At 74.2% G+C, this 17,546-nt stretch carries 16 protein-coding genes; 9 read left to right on the top strand and 7 right to left on the bottom strand.

Annotation, left to right across the window (positions count from 1 at the left end):
- Window positions 1–85 precede the first annotated feature (85 nt).
- Together ACZ42A_RS16055 and ACZ42A_RS16060 are read right to left on the bottom strand one after the other, a co-directional pair.
- Window positions 86–1,045: a hypothetical protein gene (locus ACZ42A_RS16055; protein WP_468527808.1), complete on the bottom strand. Its 960-nt coding sequence runs from the start codon at window positions 1,043–1,045 to the stop codon at window positions 86–88.
- Between the two features lie 231 nt (window positions 1,046–1,276).
- The gene (locus tag ACZ42A_RS16060) at window positions 1,277–1,516 is read right to left on the bottom strand and encodes a chaplin (protein ID WP_468527809.1); all 240 of its coding nucleotides are present in this window, start codon (window positions 1,514–1,516) and stop codon (window positions 1,277–1,279) included.
- Window positions 1,517–1,737: 221 nt separating this feature from the next.
- Here ACZ42A_RS16060 and ACZ42A_RS16065 point away from each other — a divergent pair, with 221 nt between their 5' ends.
- Genes ACZ42A_RS16065 through ACZ42A_RS16100 form a run of 8 tightly spaced genes read left to right on the top strand, consistent with a single transcriptional unit; the run spans window position 1,738 to window position 11,215 of the window.
- Complete coding sequence (locus ACZ42A_RS16065; RefSeq protein ID WP_468527810.1) at window positions 1,738–2,991, top strand: glycosyltransferase; 1,254 nt, start codon at window positions 1,738–1,740, stop codon at window positions 2,989–2,991.
- Window positions 2,988–4,457, top strand: a complete 1,470-nt coding sequence (locus tag ACZ42A_RS16070) for an exopolysaccharide biosynthesis polyprenyl glycosylphosphotransferase (RefSeq protein ID WP_468527811.1) — start codon at window positions 2,988–2,990, stop codon at window positions 4,455–4,457. Before ACZ42A_RS16065 ends, ACZ42A_RS16070 begins: the two co-directional genes overlap by 4 nt.
- Window positions 4,458–4,462: 5 nt before the next feature.
- Entirely contained in the window at window positions 4,463–5,806 is a 1,344-nt protein-coding gene (locus ACZ42A_RS16075; protein WP_468527812.1) for an O-antigen ligase family protein, read from the top strand.
- On the top strand, window positions 5,803–7,491 hold the full coding sequence (murJ, locus tag ACZ42A_RS16080; protein ID WP_468527813.1) for a murein biosynthesis integral membrane protein MurJ: 1,689 nt from the start codon (window positions 5,803–5,805) through the stop codon (window positions 7,489–7,491). The genes ACZ42A_RS16075 and murJ overlap by 4 nt, the downstream gene beginning before the upstream one ends.
- The gene (locus ACZ42A_RS16085; protein ID WP_468527814.1) at window positions 7,475–8,248 is read left to right on the top strand and encodes a polysaccharide deacetylase family protein; all 774 of its coding nucleotides are present in this window, start codon (window positions 7,475–7,477) and stop codon (window positions 8,246–8,248) included. The genes murJ and ACZ42A_RS16085 overlap by 17 nt, the downstream gene beginning before the upstream one ends.
- Window positions 8,245–9,396 carry a glycosyltransferase gene (locus tag ACZ42A_RS16090; protein WP_468527815.1) on the top strand — a complete coding sequence of 384 codons (1,152 nt, stop codon included), beginning with the start codon at window positions 8,245–8,247 and terminating at the stop codon, window positions 9,394–9,396. The genes ACZ42A_RS16085 and ACZ42A_RS16090 overlap by 4 nt, the downstream gene beginning before the upstream one ends.
- Window positions 9,393–10,070 carry a YveK family protein gene (locus ACZ42A_RS16095; protein WP_468527816.1) on the top strand — a complete coding sequence of 226 codons (678 nt, stop codon included), beginning with the start codon at window positions 9,393–9,395 and terminating at the stop codon, window positions 10,068–10,070. The genes ACZ42A_RS16090 and ACZ42A_RS16095 overlap by 4 nt, the downstream gene beginning before the upstream one ends.
- 56 nt (window positions 10,071–10,126) lie before the next feature.
- On the top strand, window positions 10,127–11,215 hold the full coding sequence (locus ACZ42A_RS16100; RefSeq protein ID WP_468528094.1) for a GNAT family N-acetyltransferase: 1,089 nt from the start codon (window positions 10,127–10,129) through the stop codon (window positions 11,213–11,215).
- Window positions 11,216–11,248: 33 nt separating this feature from the next.
- Here ACZ42A_RS16100 and ACZ42A_RS16105 read toward each other — a convergent pair whose 3' ends face one another.
- From ACZ42A_RS16105 to ACZ42A_RS16120, 4 genes are all read right to left on the bottom strand, one after another.
- Window positions 11,249–12,763 (bottom strand): glycoside hydrolase family 26 protein, encoded by a 1,515-nt coding sequence (locus tag ACZ42A_RS16105; RefSeq protein ID WP_468527817.1) that lies wholly within the window; start codon window positions 12,761–12,763, stop codon window positions 11,249–11,251.
- A 213-nt stretch (window positions 12,764–12,976) separates the two neighbouring features.
- The gene (locus ACZ42A_RS16110) at window positions 12,977–13,867 is read right to left on the bottom strand and encodes a chaplin (protein WP_468527818.1); all 891 of its coding nucleotides are present in this window, start codon (window positions 13,865–13,867) and stop codon (window positions 12,977–12,979) included.
- Window positions 13,868–13,975: 108 nt separating this feature from the next.
- Window positions 13,976–14,230, bottom strand: coding sequence for a chaplin (locus ACZ42A_RS16115; RefSeq protein WP_468527819.1), 255 nt, complete (start codon window positions 14,228–14,230; stop codon window positions 13,976–13,978).
- Between the two features lie 267 nt (window positions 14,231–14,497).
- On the bottom strand, window positions 14,498–14,887 hold the full coding sequence (locus ACZ42A_RS16120; RefSeq protein ID WP_468527820.1) for a rodlin: 390 nt from the start codon (window positions 14,885–14,887) through the stop codon (window positions 14,498–14,500).
- A 191-nt stretch (window positions 14,888–15,078) separates the two neighbouring features.
- Here ACZ42A_RS16120 and ACZ42A_RS16125 point away from each other — a divergent pair, with 191 nt between their 5' ends.
- Window positions 15,079–15,468 (top strand): rodlin, encoded by a 390-nt coding sequence (locus tag ACZ42A_RS16125; protein ID WP_468527821.1) that lies wholly within the window; start codon window positions 15,079–15,081, stop codon window positions 15,466–15,468.
- A gap of 70 nt (window positions 15,469–15,538) precedes the next feature.
- Here ACZ42A_RS16125 and ACZ42A_RS16130 read toward each other — a convergent pair whose 3' ends face one another.
- On the bottom strand, window positions 15,539–17,485 hold the full coding sequence (locus ACZ42A_RS16130) for an AMP-dependent synthetase/ligase (RefSeq protein ID WP_468527822.1): 1,947 nt from the start codon (window positions 17,483–17,485) through the stop codon (window positions 15,539–15,541).
- Window positions 17,486–17,546 lie beyond the last annotated feature (61 nt).

Here is a 17,546-nt window from a genome sequence, read left to right on the forward strand (position 1 = left end):
CGGCTCGGAAACCCCGCACGCAGAAGACATATGAACGGTCGCCGCGCCGACCCGCGAGGTCGGCGCGGCGACGCGCTCCGCGGGCTCAGGACGTCGGCAGCAGTACGCCCGCCGGGAGGACCGGCGGCGCCACCGGCAGCGCGGGCGTGGCCGGAGTGGCCGGCGTGGCCGCTGCGGCGGGCGTGGTGGCCGGCAGGCTGGGCAGCGGCGGCAGACCGGCGATGGTCGGCTCGGGCAGCTCGCCGCCGAGCAGCGTGGCGGTGAGGACGTTGACGAGTCCGGTCACCACGGCCGTGGCGGCCGGAATCACCTCGTCGACCTTGCCGGAGGTGGCGGCCGCGAGCAGCTCGTCGACCGTCTTCTGGAGGGCGGCGAGCGCGTCCGCCGTGACGTCGGCGGCGGACGCCTCTGTCTCGTCGACTGCGGGGAGCAGCGAGGGCAGCACGGAGGCTGCGGCACTCGGCGCGGCGGAGACCGGCGGGACCGCTGGGGACGAGGGCGCCGCCGGGCTGCTGGGCACGGCGGCGGGGCTGCTCGGAACGGCGGCGGGACTGGGGACAGCGGCCGGACTGCTGGGGACGGCAGCGGGGCTGCTGGGGACGGCCGCCGGAGTGCTCGGTACGGCGGCCGGGCTGCTCGGGACAGCCGGAACTGCCGGTGCCGCCTCCGTCGCCTCGCCGGTCTCCGTCGCGTCGTCGGCCGCGTCTGCCTCGATCGCCTCGATCGCTTCGGTGGCCTCGGCGATCGCCTCCTTCACCTCCGCGGCCATCTCGCTCGCCTCGTCGGCGGGCAGTTGACCGTCCTCGGCCTTGAGGATGCTCTCCACCAGATCGGTGATCGGGTCGAGCACGGAGCCGAGGCCGTCCAGGTCTCTGTTCTGGGCGAGCAGGGCTTCCGCACCGGGCACGGCCGCCTTGGCCGTCGTACGGGTGCGCTCGCGGGCGGAGTCGTGGTCGGCCGCGACGGCGGCCGGTCCGGCGATGGAGAGAACGACGGTGGCGCAGAGGGCGGAGGAGGCGACACGCCGAACAGGCAGACCACGCATGAGTGTTCCTTTCGATTGCGTCGGGTCTTGCGTTCACCGTGCGAGCGGTCGTCGCGCTCCGCAACCGTCGAACACCCTCCGTATATCCGCCGCTGGTCACATCACCGCTGGTGAGGACCGTGTCAAGCAGTGCGGGGCGTGTCGGCGCCGCGCCCTCCATTCGGGTCAGCGCACACGGAACCGGCCGCCCTCCCCGCGGGAGTGCGGCCGGTCGTCAAAGGGCGTCCGACGTCAGTCGTTGACGCAGGTGTTGCCGAATGCCGGGTTCAGCAGACCGATGATGTCGACGGTGTTGCCGCAGACATTGACCGGGATGTGGATCGGAACCTGGATGGCGTTGCCGGACAGCACGCCCGGGGAGTGGGCGGCCACGCCCTGGGCGCCGGAGTCGGCCACGGCCACACCAGCGGTGCCGGCCACCGCGGCGACGGCGGCGGAGGTCAGGACCAGGCCCTTCGCGATACGCGACATGGAGAGGTGCTCCTTGGGGTTGACACAAACATCCGGGCGGATGCCCGGCGTTGTGAAAACGCGCGAGACGCGCCGGGGTTCCGCCTCCAAAGGAGTGATCTCGACACACCCATATAGCCCGCAAATCGCACGAACGGCCGCCGCGACTCGGCGATGTTCGATCTCCGTAAACCTTTGGGGAACGGTGGTGACCAGCCGGCCTTCCGGCTCGTTCCCCGCGCATGCACCAGTCAGCACCCCGCCCTTGGCCGCGGGTCCTTCACCTCACGCAGCCCGTCGACGGCGGAGTCGCCCGGGTCGTCACCGAACTGACCCGGGCTCAGCTGGCTGCCGGCCTGCACGTGACCGTCGCCTGCCCGGAAGGCGGACTCGCCGACCGGCTGCGGGCGGCGGGCGCCGACGTACGGCGCTGGGAGGCGACGCGCGCGCCCGGGCCCTCGCTCGTCGGTGAGGTGCGGCGGCTGACCCGGCTCCTCGCGGACGTCCGGCCGGATCTGGTGCACGCGCACAGCGCGAAGGCGGGACTGGCCGGGCGGCTCGCGGTACGGGGGCGGATCCCGACCGTGTTCCAGCCGCACGCCTGGTCGTTCGAGGCGGTCGGCGGGGTGACCGCCGCGCTGGCGCTCGCCTGGGAGCGGCGCGGGGCGCGGTGGGCGCACCGGACGGTGTGCGTGAGCGAGGCGGAGCGGGCTACCGGGCTACGGGCCGGGGTCGGCGGGCGCTGGGCGGTGATCCCCAACGGTGTCGACCCGGAACGCTTCCGCCCCGCCGACGCCGCCGCCGTGCGCGCGGCGCTGCTGCCGGACCTCGCTCCGGACCTCGCTCCGGAGGCCGGTCCGGACGTCGGACCGGACGTCGGACCGGACGTCGGACCGGACCTCGCTTCAGACATCGGTCCGCACGCCCCGCTGGTCGTCTGTGTCGGCCGGCTGTGCCGGCAGAAGGGGCAGGACGTCCTGCTCGCCGCCTGGGAGTCGGTCCGCGCGCGGGTGCCGGGGGCGCGGCTGGTGCTGGTCGGCGACGGCCCGGACCGCGACCGGCTGGCGCCCTCCGCGTCGGTACGGCTCGTCGGCGCCGTCGCCGACGCCGTGCCCTGGTACCAGGCGGCCGATCTGGTCGTGCTGCCGTCGCGCTGGGAGGGCATGGCGCTGGCCCCGCTGGAGGCGATGGCCTGCGGCCGGGCGGTGGTGGTGACCGATGTCGACGGCGCCCGCGAGAGCCTGCCGCCCGCGCTGCGGCCGCACTGTCTGGTGCCCGCGGAGAACCCGGCGGCGCTCGCCGGAGCCGTCGCGCGGCTGTTGCTCGATCCGCCGCTGCGCGCGTCGCTGGGGCATCGGGCACGCCGTCACGTCGTGGCGGCGCACGACGCGCGGCGGATGGCCGCGGCGGTCGTGGGCCTCTACCGCGATCTGCTCGGCAGCGGGCCCGGCGCGCACGTCGCGCCCACCGAGTACAGGGAGTCCATCCACTCGTGACTGCGGAAAGTACTGCGGAAGGTGCTGCCGAAAGCGCCATCCCCTCTCCTCGTGCCCAGCCCCGGCGGAACGGCGTCCCGCCCGTCTCGGTGCCGGCGCCGCGCAGCGGCGGCTCGGGCTCCCGGTTCCCCGCCCGGCGCCCTCCGGCCCGGCCCGCCGCGCCGCCGCCGCTGCCACTGCCACTGCGGCTGCTGTTGCTCGCGGATCTGCCGGCCGCCCTGCTGGGCTCCCTCGCGCTCGCCGGGCACCGCCGCCCGGTCCTGATGGCCCTGCTGGTCTCCGCCGCGCTGCTGCTGCGCCCGCGTCGGCCGCCGCGCCGGGACCAGGGCGCGCTGGACGAACTGCCCGCCGTGTGCGGCCGTATCACGGTGGCCTGGCTGGCGCTGGCGGCGCTGGTCGCGGCGTACGACCCGCACCACGCGCTGTCCGCCCGCACCCTGGCCACCGGCTGCGCGGCGCACTGCGCGGCCGGTCTCGCCGGGCGGGCCGTGGTGCACGGGCGGCGGCGCGCCGCGCTGCTGCGGCAGCCGCACGCCGCGCTGGTCGTCGGGCCCGCCCGGACCGCGCGGCGGGTGGCTGCTGCCGTGCTGCGGCACCCGCGCTGCGGGGTGCGCCCGGTGGGGATCGTGGCCGAGCGCCCGGACGGTGTCGACGGGCTGCCGGTGCTGACCACCGGCGAGGAGGTCCAGCGGGCGCTGATCCAGAACAACGTACGGGAGATCCTGGTCGTGCACCCGTCGGTGCGGACCCAGCAGGGGCCGCTGCTGCGGGCGCTCGCCGAGTCGGGGTGCGCGGTGTGGGAGGTCGACGCCGACTCGCCGTCGTACGCGGCTCCCGAACAGCTCGCCGGATTCGCCTGCCGGCGCCTGGACCTGGGGTCCGGGCGGCGCGGCGGCGTCGGCAAGCGGCTGCTGGACGTGGTGCTGTCCGGGGCGCTGCTGCTGGTGGTGAGTCCGCTGCTGCTGATGTGCGCGGTGGCGCTGCGGGCCGTTGACGGGCCCGGGGTGGTGTTCCGGCAGGAGCGCATCGGCAAGGACGGGCGCCCCTTCACCCTGCTCAAGTTCCGCACCCACCGCCCGGCCGACGCCCACGAGGCGGCGACCCGGTGGAGCGTGGCGAACGAGCGGGACATGCCGTGGTTCTGCCGCTTTCTGCGCCGCACCTCGCTGGACGAGCTGCTCCAGCTGTGGAACGTCTTCCGCGGCGACATGAGCCTGGTGGGCCCGCGCCCGGAACGCCCGTTCTTCGTCAGCCGGTTCAGCCAGACCTACCCCGGATACGCGGCCCGCCACCGGATGCGGGCCGGTATCACCGGCCTCGCCCAGGTCAACGGGTTGCGCGGCGACACCTCCATCGAGGACCGGGCCCGCTTCGACAACACCTACATCGACAACTGGTCGCTGTGGCAGGACGTCTGCATCCTGCTGCGCACCGCGGCCGCGCTCGTCCGGCCGACGGGGAGCTGAGCCGTATGAGCCTCGTGCTGCCCGTGACCGGACGGTCCCGCCTCCGGTCGCTGGCCCCCGTGCTGCCGGTGGTGGCCGTGATCGCCGTACTCGCCCTGCCCGTCGCCCCCGGCGACGAGGGCGGGGCCGGACCGGCCGACGCGCTGTCCGCGCTGGTCGTCGTCTTCTGCGGCATCCGGCTGCTGCGGCAGCGGCGGCGCCCCCTCACCCGGACCGCCGCCGTCGTGCTCGGGCTGCCGGTCGTCGGGCTCGCGCTCGCCGCGACGGGCGCGGCCTCGCCGGGCGCCGGGCTCACCGGCCTCGGCCGCTACCTCCAGCTGTTCGTGCTGGTCCCGGCCGCCGTCGCGCTGCTCGTCCGCGACCGGGGCGACTTCCGGCTGCTGGCCTGGTCGTTCGTGGGGCTCGCGGGGTGGCAGGGCGCGGTCGGCGCGCACCAGTACGTGACCGGCACCGGCGCCTCCTACCAGGGCCGGCTGATCCGCGCGGTCGGCACCTTCGGGCCGCAGGACGTCATGGGGATGGCGACCGTGGTGTCCCTCGGGGTGGTGTGCGCGGTCGGCCTCGCCCTGGGCCGGTCCCCCGTACGGCAGCGGGCCGCCGCCGTCGCCTGCGCGCTGGCGCTGCTGGTGCCGCTCGCGCTCTCCTTCAGCCGGGGCGCCTGGATCGCCACCGCGGTGACCTGCGCGGTGCAGCTGGCGCTGGCCGGGCTGCGGCGGGCGCTGCGGGTGGGGGCAGCGGTGGCGGCCGCGGGTGTGATCCTGGTCGGCGGGTTCGGGATGGGTACGGCCGTGCTCCAGGAGCGGATGGCCAGCATCACCCAGGTCACGGACGCGCCCGACCAGTCGGTCACCGACCGGTACACCATGTGGGCGGCGGCCGTCGGCATGTGGCGCGAACAGCCGCTGACCGGCGTCGGCCTGAAGGCGTTCCCCGAGTACCGGGACACGCACGCCTCGTTGGCGCTGTCGTCGGGCAGCGACACGGAGGGCGCGGGCGCCGCCTATCACCGGCAGCCGCTGCTCTCCCCGCACAACATGTATCTGCTCGTGCTCGGCGAACAGGGCCTGATCGGGCTGCTGACGCTCGCGGGCAGCTGGGCCGCGCTGCTCGTCTGCGCGCTGCGCGGGCTGCGGCGGGTGCGCGCCGGACGGGCGCGGGGCCTGGACTGCGCGCTGGTCGCCTGCGGGCTGCTGGTGTGGCAGCTCACCGACTTCCTCTACGCCGACATCGGCGGCCCCTCCACGGTCCTGACCGCCATCGGCCTCGGGCTCGCCGCCTGGTGGGGGCTGACCGGGAGCCACCCGGAGGAACCGGTCGACAGCCACCAGGAGGAGGCACCGGCGCGATGACGGTGACGCCGCCTCGGGCACCCCGGCCGGACGGTCCCGGCGACGCCGGCCGCCGGGAAGTCCCCGACACGCCCACCGTCCCCGTCCCACCTCCCGAGCGCGGTGCCGAACTCCCCCAGGAATCCCGGGGTTTCCTCGCCAGGGCCGCGCTCCTCACCGCCGCGCTCTCGGTCGCCGGGGCGGTGCTGGGGCTCGCCCGGGACCAGGCGCTGGCCCGGCTGTTCGGGGCGGGCAGGGACACCGACGCCTTCCTGGTGGCCTGGACCGTGCCGGAGTTCGCGGCCACCCTGCTGATCGAGGACGGGCTGGCCTTCGTGCTCGTCCCGGCGTTCAGTCTGGCCCTGGCCCGGCGGGCGCGGGGTGTCCCCGGCGATCCGGTGCGCGCGCTGGTCGCCGCGACCATGCCGCGGCTGCTGCTCGCCCTGGCCGGCACCGCGGCCCTGGTCGTGGCCCTCGCCCCGCGGCTGGTGGGGGCGCTGGCGCCCGGCCTGCCCGACCCGGCCCTCGCCGTCGACTGCACCCGCCTCACCGCGACCTGTGTGCTCACCTTCGGCCTCGCCGGTTACTGCAGCGCCGCCCTGCGCGCCCACCGCCGCTTCCTCGCCCCGGCGGCGATCTACGTCGCGTACAACACCGGGATCATCACGGCGATGTTCGTGCTCGGCGGGCGCTGGGGGGTGCGCTCGGCGGCGCTCGGGGTCGCGGTCGGCGGGCTCCTGATGATCGCCGTACAGCTGCCGTTCCTGCTGCGGCAGCTGGGCGCGAGGGCGGCGAAGGAGCCGGAGGGCGGGCCCGGGGAGAGCGCGCGGCCGGTGGCGCTCGCGCTGGTCGCGACCGTACTGCTGTTCGCGCTGTGCCGTCAGTCGCAGGTGCTCGTCGAGCGGTTCCTCGCCTCCCATCTGCCCGCCGGGGCGATCTCTCACCTCAACTACGCGCAGAAGGTGGCGCAGATCCCGATGACGCTGTCGCTGATGCTGTGCACGGTCACCTTCCCGGTGGTCGCGCGGGCGCTGGCCGACGGAGACACCGAGCGGGCACGCGCGCGCGTGGAGCGCGATCTGGCGCTGGCCGCGTGCATGGTGCTGGTGGGCACGGCGGCGGTCGTCGCCTGCGCCCCGCAGATCGTCGAAGTGCTGTTCCAGCGGGGCGCGTTCACCGCCGAGGACACCGCGGCGACCGCGCGGGTGATGCGGGTGTACGCGCTCGGGCTGCTCGCCCAGACGCTGGTGGGCGCGCTGATCCGCTCGTACTTCTCGGCGGGCCGGCCCACCTGGTATCCGGTCGCCGCGATGGCCCTGGGGATCGTGGTGACCTCCTGGATCGGCGCCTGGACCGTGGGGCCCTGGGGCACCAGCGGCATCGCCGCCGCCAACGCGGCCGGCATCACGCTGACCGCCGCCCTGCTGCTGGCCGGCGGCCGCCGGCGCGGGGCGGTGCCGATCCGGGTGCGGCGGGTGCTGCTGGAACTGAGCCGGCCGGTCGGGGCGGCGCTGGTGGCGACGGTCGCGGGCGCGTTCGCCGCGAGCCTCCTGGCCGATCCGGTTCCGTCGCTCGCCGTCGGCCTGCCGGCCGTGACCGTCGTGTTCGCCCTGCTCGGCCGGGCCCTGGGCGCGCAGGGTGTCGACCCCGTACTCCGTTCCGTCCGCTCCGTGACCCGAAGGCTCGCACATGGCCGCATCCCTTGACTCCGCCGCCCCCGGCGCCCGGGCCGTCCCGGCCTCCCGTACCAGCCCGGTTCCGTGGGTGGCCATGTACCACTCCGTGGGCGACTGCTCCGACGACCCGTACCGCATCACCGTCTCGCCCGCCCGGCTCGACCGGCAGCTGGGCTGGCTGCGCCGGCGCGGGCTGCGCGGCGTGTCCGTCGCCGAGCTGCTGGCCGCCCGCGCCGCCGGGAGGGTCCGCGGGCTGGTCGGGCTGACCTTCGACGACGGATACGCCGACTTCGTCGAGCACGCCCTGCCCGTGCTGCGCCGCCACGGCTTCGGCGCGACGCTGTTCGTGCTGCCGGGCCTGCTGGGCGGCGACAACACCTGGGATCCGCTGGGCCCGCGCAGGCCGCTGCTGACGGCCGACGGGATCCGGCACGCGGCCGGCCAGGGCGTGGAGATCGGCTCGCACGGGCTGACCCACACCGATCTGACCCGGGCGGACGACGCGGTGCTGCGCGCCGAGACCGCCGAGAGCCGAGCGCTGCTCGCGGAGTTGACCGGTGCTCCGGTCTCCGGGTTCTGCTATCCGTACGGCACCGTCGACCGCCGCGCCATGGACGCCGTACGCGCCGCCGGATACGGCTACGCCTGCGCCATCGACCCCGGCCCGCTCACCGGACCGCACGCCCTGCCCCGGCTCCACATCGGGCAGAACGACACCGCCGTACGCCTCCATCTCAAGTACCGGCTGCACCGGCTGCGCCGCCGACCGGTGGAGGGGCCGCGGTGAAGGCGCTGCACATCATCACCGGCCTCGGCGTCGGCGGCGCCGAACAGCAGCTGCGGCTCCTGCTGCGCCATCTGCCCGTCGACTGCGACGTCGTCACCCTCACCAACCCGGGCGCGGTCGCCGACGGACTGATCGCCGACGGCGTCCGGGTCGTCCACCTCGGCATGGCCGGCAACCGCGACCTGGCCGCCCTGCCCCGCCTGGTCCGGGTCATCCGCGCCGGCGGCTACGACCTCGTCCACACCCACCTGTACCGGGCCTGCGTCTACGGCCGGCTCGCCGCCCGGCTGGCGGGCGTACGGGCGATCGTCGCCACCGAACACTCCCTCGGCGACGCGCAGATGGAGGGCCGCCCGCTGCGCGCCGGCGTCCGCGCCCTCTACCTCGCGAGCGAACGCCTCGGCCGTGCGACGGTCGCCGTCTCCCCCACGGTCGCCGGCCGCCTCGAGCGCTGGGGTGTGCCCGCGCCCCGGATCGCGGTGGTGCCCAACGGCATCGACCTGCCCCGCTTCCGCTTCGACCCGGAGCTGCGGCACCGCACCCGGGAGCGGCTGGGCCTGCCGGAGGGCGCGTACGTCGTCGGCGGCGTCGGACGGCTCACCTCGGGCAAACGCTTCGACGTCCTCGTGCACGCCCTCGCCCGGCTGCCCGCCGACCACCGGCTGCTGCTGGTCGGCGGCGGCCCGGAGGAGAACGCGCTGCGCCGCACCGCGCACGAGGCGGGCGTCGCCGACCGGGTGCTCTTCACCGGCGAACGCCCGTACGTCCCCGACGGCTCCCCCGGCCCCGATCTGCCCTCGCTGCTCTCCGCGATGGATGTCCTCGCCTCGCCCTCCCCCGAGGAGGCGTTCGGGCTGGCGATCGTGGAGGCCCTGGCGTCCGGGCTGCCGGTGCGCTACGCCTCCTGCCCCGCGCTCGAGGACCTGCCCCCGCACAGCGCCCCCACGGCCCGCCGCGTCACCGGCGGCGCGGACGCCTTCGCACGGGCCGTCGCCGAGGTCCGCGCGGCCGGTCCGGCGCCGCGCACCGCCCCCGCCGCGGCCCGCCACTACGGCATCACACGCAGCGCCGCCCAACTGATGGACGTGTACACGCGGACCGTCTCCCCGTCCTGCTCCCCGTCTCCGCAGAAAGTCACCGCCTCATGACCGAGCACCCCGCCCCCGGAGCGCACCCCGCGCCCACGCCGTCCCACGGGTCATCGGCCCTGTCCCGCCTCGGGGCGCTGCCGCCCTGGTCCCTGCTGGCCGCCGGAGTGCTGGCCGGCGGACTGCTGGGCGGCGGGTACGGCATGGTGAGGACGCCGGCGTACACGGCCACCAGCTATGTCGTCGCCGTACCCACCGAGCGGTCCGACCCCGCCGCCGCACTCGGCTTCGCCCAGGCCTACGGCCGGGTCGCCACCCAGCTCGCGGTGCTCGGCGACGCCCAGGAGGAGGCGGGCGTCCCGGTGAAGACGCTCAAGGCGAGTGTGCGGACGGCGACCTCGCCGGACGCCCCGATGGTCGCCATCACCGCCACCTCCACCCGCCCCGGCCTCGCCGCCGACATGGCCGACGCGGTGGCCCGCGCGCTCACCCGGCACGCGGGCGAGACCGCCGAGTCCACCCATGTCGAGCTGGAGCAGTTCGCCCGCGCCACCGAACCGACCGAGCCGTCCTCGGCCTCCCCGGCCGTGACCGGGCTGGTCGGCGCGAGCGCGGGCGGGCTGCTCGGCGGGCTCGCCCTGCTGGTGCGGCCCCGGCGCGCCCCGGACCCGACCGGCCGCCCCGCCACCCTGCCCAGCCAGGCCCCGGCCCCCGACACCCGCGGAGCGCTGTGAACCCGACGGACACCGCACCCGCCCCGCCCACCGCCGGCCCGGCACCCGGCTGCGCCGTGGAGGTGGTCACCGACGAGGCCGCCTTCGCCGCGCTCGGCCCCGCCTGGGAGCGGCTGTACGGGCGGTGCGGTACGGCGACGCCGTTCCAGACGCACGCCTGGCTGCACTCCTGGTGGCGGTCGTACGGCAGACCCGGGCGGCTGCGGCTGGTGCTGGTGCGGTCCGGCGCCGACCTCGTCGCGGCGGCCCCGCTGATGCGCACCGGCGGCCCGCTGCCCGCGCTGGTGCCGCTCGGCGGGGCGGTGTCCGACTACGGCGACGTCCTGCTGGACGACACGCACGGCGACACGGCGGTGGCCGCGCTCACCGACGCGCTCGCCCGGGAGGCCCGCGGCGCGCTGATCGACCTGCGCGAAGTGCGCCCCGGCGGCGCCGCGGATCGGGTCTACGAGCGGTGGAGCGGACCGCGCCGCCGCCTCGACGACTCCCTCTGCCTGGAACTGCCCCCGCTCTCCATGCCCGGCCTGATCGCCCGGCTGCCGGCGACCAAGGCGCGGCAGCGGGTGCGGGCCAAGCTGCGCCGGCTGGAGGCGCTCGGCGTCGAACGGCACGCCGTCGCCCCGGGCGAGGTGGCGCGGGCCCTGGACCGGCTGCTGGAGCTGCACCGGCTCCAGTGGCAGGGACGGAAGGTGACGCCGGAGCATCTGCGGCCCCGGTTCCGTGACCATCTGGTGCGGGCCGCCGGGCCGATGGTGCGGTCCGGGGACGCGGTGGTCACCGAGTTCCGGCTGGACGGCGAGGTGGTCGCCGTCGATCTGACGCTGCTGTCGCCGCGGCTCGCGGGCGGCTATCTGTACGGCGCCCATCCGGGCCTGCGCGAACGCCGGGTGGACGTGGCGGTGATGCTGCTGGACGCCTGCGCCGGGCGGCTGTCCGGCCAGGAGACGCTCAGCCTGCTGCGCGGCGACGAGCCGTACAAGCACCACTGGCGCCCGGAGCCGGTGCCGAACCGGCGGCTGCTGCTGGCCCGGCGGCGCACCGCCCCGCTGCTGGCGGCGGCACTGTGCCGGGCCGAAGTCCGCGGCGGGGGCCGGAACCTGGTCCGGCGGTGGCGGGAGCGGGACGGCAGCGGCGGCGGGTCCTGACCCCGGCCCGCCGCCCCCGTCGGCGCGCCGGGGTCAGCGGAACCGCGCCCACCAGTCGAGGCGCATGCACAGCTTCCCGCCGATCCAGTACTCGACCCAGTCGCCCACCTCCAGCGGCGTGCAGTTCGCGGACGGCTGCGGGGCGGGCGCGGTGACGGGCGGGGTGGTGGGCGGAACCGTGGGAGGCGTCCTGGGGAGTGTCGTGGGCGCGGCGGTCCGCTCCTTGTCCTTGGTCCGACCGGACAGGACGGTCCGGTACACCTCGGCCGCCTCGGGGTTACGGTCACACTGCCAGACGCCGTGCGGGCAGTAGTCGGTCAGCGTGTTGTACAGCGGCTTGTGCTCGTTCATCCAGGCCAGCATGCGCCGCATGTACTCGGCGTTGTCCCCGTTGCGGAACAGCCCCCATTCCGGATAGGAAATGGCCTTCCCATGCTGCTTGGCGAAGTCCACGTGGTGCCGAAGTCCGTAGGGCTCATTCACCTGTTCGTCGAACGAGACTCCGGCCGGCTGGTCGTAGGAATCCATGCCGACGATGTCGACCACGTCGTCCCCGGGATAGCACGCGGTCCAGGGAACGGCGTCCCTGCCGCGGCTCGGGGCGAAGTCAAACCGGAACCTCTGGCCCGGCACCGAACGCATGGCGGTGACGATCCGCTTCCAGTACGTCTTCCAGGCCTCCGGGTCCGGGCCGCAGCGGTGGGTGTAGGTGATGCCGTTCATCTCCCAGCCGAGCACGATCACCGTGTCGGGCACCCGCAGCGCGACCAGCCGCTCGGCGAGGGCCCGGAAGTGGTGGTCGAACCGTCCGGCGGCGCCCTGCCGCAACAGCGTCCGCACCTCGGGGTCGGGGACGCCCGCCTCGTTGCGTTCCAGCATGGGGACGTTGAGGACGAGGATCCGGTCCTCCCGCTGGGTGCGCCAGTCCGCCCACGCGTCGAGGAAGCCGGGTCGGCCCTCGATGTTGCTCCACAGGTCGCCGGGCAGATAGGTGTGGCCGACGCGCAGTTCGGCGCCGCCCAGCCACCGGCTCAGCTCGGCGATGCGGGACACGCCGCGCGGGCCGTAGTCGAGATAGGCGCCGAAGGCGGGGACGTCCTTCGCGGGTGCCGGGACGGCGGGCGGCACGGGGACGGACGGGCCCGCCGGGACCAGCGGGCTGCTCGGAGCCGCGGAGTTCGTCGGGACGGACGAGACGCCGGGGACTGCCGGCGGGCCGGGGACGACGGGGACTGTCGGGACTGCCGGGACGGCGGGGACTGACGCGGTGGCGGGGACCGGAGCGAGGGCAGGGCTGGGCGCGATGGCCAGGGCGGGCGGCGGCGAGGCGGTCGCCTGACCCGGGATGGGCGCCAGGGCGACGGGCGGCCGGCTCGCGCCCGGTACCGCCGCCGGGGACGTCGGCGTCGGAGCGGGCGGATCACCGACCGCCACCACCCCCAGTCCTGCGGCGAATCCCGTGCCGGCGGCCAGGGCGGCCGCCGCGGCGACCGTCGCCGCGACGCACGCGAGCCGCCGGGACCGGGCCCGTCGCTGCTGTGGGGCCATGCCTGCTCCCTTCTCCACGCTCGCGTCTACTGACACCCAGTCATATGAGAGACGTTTCTGCCACTGCGGGTGGGGCTTTCGAGTGCGGGCCTCGCCCGCAAGGGTGAAGCCCCTGGGGGTGACCGAAGGAGAGGAGCCCGGGCACGACACAGGGGCGCCCCGGATGACCTGGCCGACCGTCACCCGGGGCGCCCCTGGGGCGCGAGATCCGCGCTACCGATGTGTCCCGGCTCGGCCTCGCCGGTACAGCAGGGCCCCACCCACGATCAGCGCGGCACTGAGCCCCGAGGCGGCCAGCACGGCCTCGGCACCGGTGTCGGGCAGCTTGGGCGGCACCTCGTGTTCACCGCCGTGGGGCGGGGTGTGGTGCCCACCGTGGGGCGGGGTGTGGTGCCCGCCGGGGGGCGTGTGGTGGTCACCAGGAGGCGGCGTGTGGTGGTCGCTGGGCGGGGGCGTGTGGTGGTCGCTGGGCGGCGGAGACGTGTGATCACTCGGAGGTGGCGACGTGTGGTCACTAGGTGGCGGCGACGTGTGGTCGTCGGGCGGCGTCTCCCCGTAACCCGGCTCGTCGGTCGGTGTCTCCCCGTAACCCGGCTCGTGGGTCGGCGTCTTCCCGTAACCCGGCTCGTGGGTCGGCGTCTTCCCGTAACCCGGCTCGTGGGTCGGCGTCTTCCCGTAACCCGGCTCGTGGGTCGGCGTCTCCCCGTAACCCGGCTCGCCGGTCGGCGTCTTCCCGTAATCACCCGGCTCATCAGTAGGGACATCGCCGTAACCGGACTCGTCGTCGCTCTCGTCGTCCCCGTACGACGGGCCGTCGGAGTCGTCGTACGACTTGTCGTGATCCTCGTCGCGACCCTTGCCCGAGTCATTGGCACACGACGCGCCGAACGCGGGGTTCATCGCGGCGATCAGGTCGGCGCTGTTGCCGCAGGCGTTGACCGGCACCGTCACCGGGACCTCGACGTTGTTGCCCGACACCACACCGGGGGAGCCCTTGGTGCTGCCTTCCGCCGAGACGTCGGCGAGTGCGGCACCGCCGCACAAGGACAGAATGCTCGTCGCGGCGGCGGCCGCGACCATTCCCTTGCTCAGGGTCTGTCGCAATCTCGTTGTCTTCCTGCTTGAAGAAGTGGGAAAGGCCGGCCTTGGCAAGTGACAGGAGTCGTCCAAGACCGGCCGTGACCCAGCCGAACGGCTGGTGGCGACGCCTCGTCAGTCGTCGTTGAGGCAGACGTTGCCCTCCGCGGGGTTCAGCGCCCCGATCACGGAGACGGTGTTGCCGCACAGGTTGATCGGCACGTGGACGGGAACCTGGACCAGGTTGCCGGACAGGACGCCCGGGGAGTGGGCGGCCAAGCCCTCGGCACCCGCGTCCGCGAAGGCGGGGGCGGCCGCGCCCAGAGCCATGATCGCGCCGGCGACAACAGCAGCGCACTTCTTCATGAACATTCCCTTCTCTGCGGTCATGCCCCTATGACGGCCGAAACCGAGCGAGCGCAGCTTGAATGGCTCGCACCATGACCGGCAGCTGTAGAAAAAGGGATTGACAGAATAAGAAGCCACGGAACGTCTACCGCGAGGAAATTCACCCGTTCGCCGCCTGCCGCCACGCTTTTCACCCCTCGGGAGTTCGTGACGCGGGCCGTATCCGGAAAAGCCCGGGCTCCGCACACCATCGTGGCGGACATCCCGGGCTCGACCGAATTCCGATCAGTCGCCGTAGGCGGACGGAGATCAGCCGCCGTTCGCCGACAGGACCGACAGGTCCTCCAGAACGTGCGACACCACTCCGTCGCGCTTGGTCTGGCTGGAGTTGTCGGCACACTGCTGGGTCAGCTCGTCCGCAACGACGTTGAAGTCCGAGAGCGGCACCAGGTTGATGACCTGGACGTTGATGTCCTCCAGGCCGACACACGGCTTGTTGAGCGTCCCGTCGACCAGCGAGAGCTGCGGGCTCATGGCGCCGTCGGTCGACGAGTTGCCGTACGCCGACTTGGCGTCGTTGCCGTTGGCCACGGCCGGGCCGCCGTCGTCGCCCACGGCAAGCGCATGGGGAGCGGCCGCCACCGACATACCGATGACGGAAGCGGCGGCCGCCGCGGCGACCATTGCCTTCTTGAGCACTTCGCATTCCTTTCCTCGTAGCGACGCATGTCCTACGGCCTCATCAACCGGGCGGATCGTGATTGGTTGCGGCCGTTCACCCGGTTGGCCCGCATATGGGCCAACGGGGTGAACGGGAGAAACCGCGCGGCACGCCTGCAGTTGACCAAAGAGCTCCGGTGGACGGGGTTTCCTCAGAAAGGACTGCCACAGTGATCAAGAAGGTTATGGCCACCGCGGCGATCGCCGCGTCCGTCATGGGCGCTTCCGCTGTCGTTTCTCCGCAGGCGATGGCGGTCGGCGATGACAGCGGCCCGGCCTCCCTGAACGGCAATGGCGCCGCGCAGTTCTACGGCAACGCGGCCACGTACGGGAACATGAGCCCGCAGATGGCGCTCATCCAGGGTTCGTTCAACAAGCCGTGCATCGCCGTGACCGACATTCCGGTCAGCGTGGTCAACCTGGTCCCGCTCTCGGACTTCAACATCCTGGCGGACGAGATGACCCAGCAGTGTGCCGAGAACTCGACGCTGACCAAGCGCGACGGCGCGCTGGCGCACCTGCTGGAGGACGTCTCGATCCTGTCGTCCAACAGCAGCTGATCTCCCCCGGGCAGACGGAAGACGGGCGGGGCCGCCGGGCAGTGCACCGGCGGCCCCGCCCTCTCGTGTGTCAGGGCCCGGGTGCGCGCCCGTTCTCGTACAGCGCGTCGATCTCCTTCGCGTACGCCGCCGTCACCGCGTGCCGCTTCACCTTCAGGGACGGGGTGAGCAGGCCGTTCTCCTCGGTGAACTCCCCCTCGACGAGCGCGAAGGCGCGGATGGACTCGGCGCGGGAGACGGCCTCGTTGGCGTAGTCGACGGCCTTCTGGACGTCGGCGCGCAGCCGGGGGTCGTGGACCAGCTCGGACAGCGGGGTGTCGGCGGGCAGCCTGCGGACCGCAAGCCAGTGGGCGAGGGCGTCCGGGTCGAGGGTGACGAGGGCGGCGACGAAGGGCCGGTTGTCGCCGACGACGATGCACTGGCCGACGGGCGGGCGGCTGCGCAGCCGGTCCTCCAGGATCGCCGGGGAGACGTTCTTGCCGCCGGAGGTGACCAGGATGTCCTTCTTGCGGCCGGTGATGGTGAGGTAGCCGTCCTGGTCGAGGGCGCCGAGGTCGCCGGTGGCGAACCAGTCGTCCGCCAGCACCTCACTGGTCGCGGCCGGGTTGTTCCAGTACGAGCCGAACACGATGCCGCCCTTGATCAGCACCTCCCCGTCGTCGGCGATCCGGACCGCCGTGCCGGGGACCGGGAGGCCGACCGTGCCGGGGCGGGGTTTCAGGGGCGGGACGATGGTGGCGGCGGCGGTGGTCTCGGTCAGGCCGTAGCCCTCGTAGACGATGATCCCGGCGGCGTAGAAGAAGAGGTTGAGGTTGCGGTCGAGCGGGGAGCCGCCGCTGATGGCGTACCGCATCCTGCCGCCGAGTTCCTTGCGGATCCGGCGGTAGACCAGCAGGTCGTACAGCGCCCAGGCGGCGTACAGGCCGGGCCCGGGGCCCTTGCCGGTGCCGAGGAACTTGTGCAGATACGCCTCGCCGAAGCGGACGGCGATCCGGTCTGCGCGGTCGAAGGAGGCGCCGCGGCCGATCTTCTCGGCGGTGGCGCGGCCGGTGTCGTGGATCTTCTCGAAGAGGTAGGGGACGCCGACCAGGAAGGTGGGGCGGAACTCCTTCAGCGCCGGGCGGAGTTCGTCCGGCCGCACGCTCGGGCAGTGGCCGATCTCGATGCGGGCCATGAGGCAGGCGATCTGGAGGGTGCGGCCGAGGATGTGGGCGAGCGGGAGGAAGAGGAGGGTGGAGGCGGTCTGGCGGGTGACCTCCTTGAAGACCGGGTGGAGGAGTTCGACCGTGTTGGCGGCCTCCGCGTGCAGGTTGGCGTGGGTGAGGACGCAGCCCTTGGGGCGGCCGGTGGTGCCGGAGGTGTAGCAGATCGTCGCCACGGTGTCGGGGGTGAGGGCGGTGCGGCGCCGGGTGACCTCCTCGTCGGGGAGGTGGGCGCCGAGGGTGGTCAGGTCGGTGAGTCCGCCGGCGTCCAGCTGCCAGACGCGGGGGCGTTCGGGGTGGCCGGACGTGGCGGTGGTGACGGTGGCGGTGTGCTCGGCGGTCTCGGTGACGACGAAGCGGACGCCGGAGTCGCGGACGATCCACTCCACCTGCTCGGCCGACGAGGTGGGATAGACGGGGACGGTCCGGCCGCCGGCCGCCCAGACGGCGAAGTCCAGGACCGTCCACTCGTAGCGGGTGCGGGACATGATCGCGACCCGGCCGCCGGGTTCCAGCCCGGCGGCGATCAGGCCCTTGGCGGCGGCGGTGACCTCCCGGGCGAAGGCGGTGGCGGTCACGGGCCGCCAGCCGCCCCGGCCGTCGGCCGCCCTGCGGCGCAGCACCACGGCGTCGGGGGCCTCCGCGGCGTTGGTGTAGGGGATGTCGGCGACGCTGCCGGCGGCGGGGCGCGGGGCCATGGGTTCGGCCCGCACCTCGCGGACCGTGCCGGTGTCGTCCCTGATCAGCTCGATCCTGGCGCGCCTGTCCAGATCGGTGCGCTGGGTGGCCCGCTTCAGATCCCTGCGTACGCCCATGGCGGCTCCCGGTGCCGGCGTGGTGCCCGTCGTCGTTGACGCAAGGTCAACTTACTCGTCC

The organism is Streptomyces sp. NPDC030838, from assembly GCF_055572035.1.

Excerpts from the sequence above, each read along its gene's own strand:
- ACZ42A_RS16105 (WP_468527817.1), bottom strand. The coding sequence starts at position 12,763 with ATGGCCCCACAGCAGCGACGGGCCCGGTCCCGGCGGCTCGCGTGCGTC.
- ACZ42A_RS16130 (WP_468527822.1), bottom strand. The coding sequence starts at position 17,485 with ATGGGCGTACGCAGGGATCTGAAGCGGGCCACCCAGCGCACCGATCTG.
- murJ (WP_468527813.1), top strand. The coding sequence starts at position 5,803 with ATGACGGTGACGCCGCCTCGGGCACCCCGGCCGGACGGTCCCGGCGAC.
- ACZ42A_RS16055 (WP_468527808.1), bottom strand. The coding sequence starts at position 1,045 with ATGCGTGGTCTGCCTGTTCGGCGTGTCGCCTCCTCCGCCCTCTGCGCC.
- ACZ42A_RS16085 (WP_468527814.1), top strand. The coding sequence starts at position 7,475 with ATGGCCGCATCCCTTGACTCCGCCGCCCCCGGCGCCCGGGCCGTCCCG.
- ACZ42A_RS16060 (WP_468527809.1), bottom strand. The coding sequence starts at position 1,516 with ATGTCGCGTATCGCGAAGGGCCTGGTCCTGACCTCCGCCGCCGTCGCC.
- ACZ42A_RS16065 (WP_468527810.1), top strand. The coding sequence starts at position 1,738 with ATGCACCAGTCAGCACCCCGCCCTTGGCCGCGGGTCCTTCACCTCACG.
- ACZ42A_RS16095 (WP_468527816.1), top strand. The coding sequence starts at position 9,393 with ATGACCGAGCACCCCGCCCCCGGAGCGCACCCCGCGCCCACGCCGTCC.
- ACZ42A_RS16075 (WP_468527812.1), top strand. The coding sequence starts at position 4,463 with ATGAGCCTCGTGCTGCCCGTGACCGGACGGTCCCGCCTCCGGTCGCTG.
- ACZ42A_RS16115 (WP_468527819.1), bottom strand. The coding sequence starts at position 14,230 with ATGACCGCAGAGAAGGGAATGTTCATGAAGAAGTGCGCTGCTGTTGTC.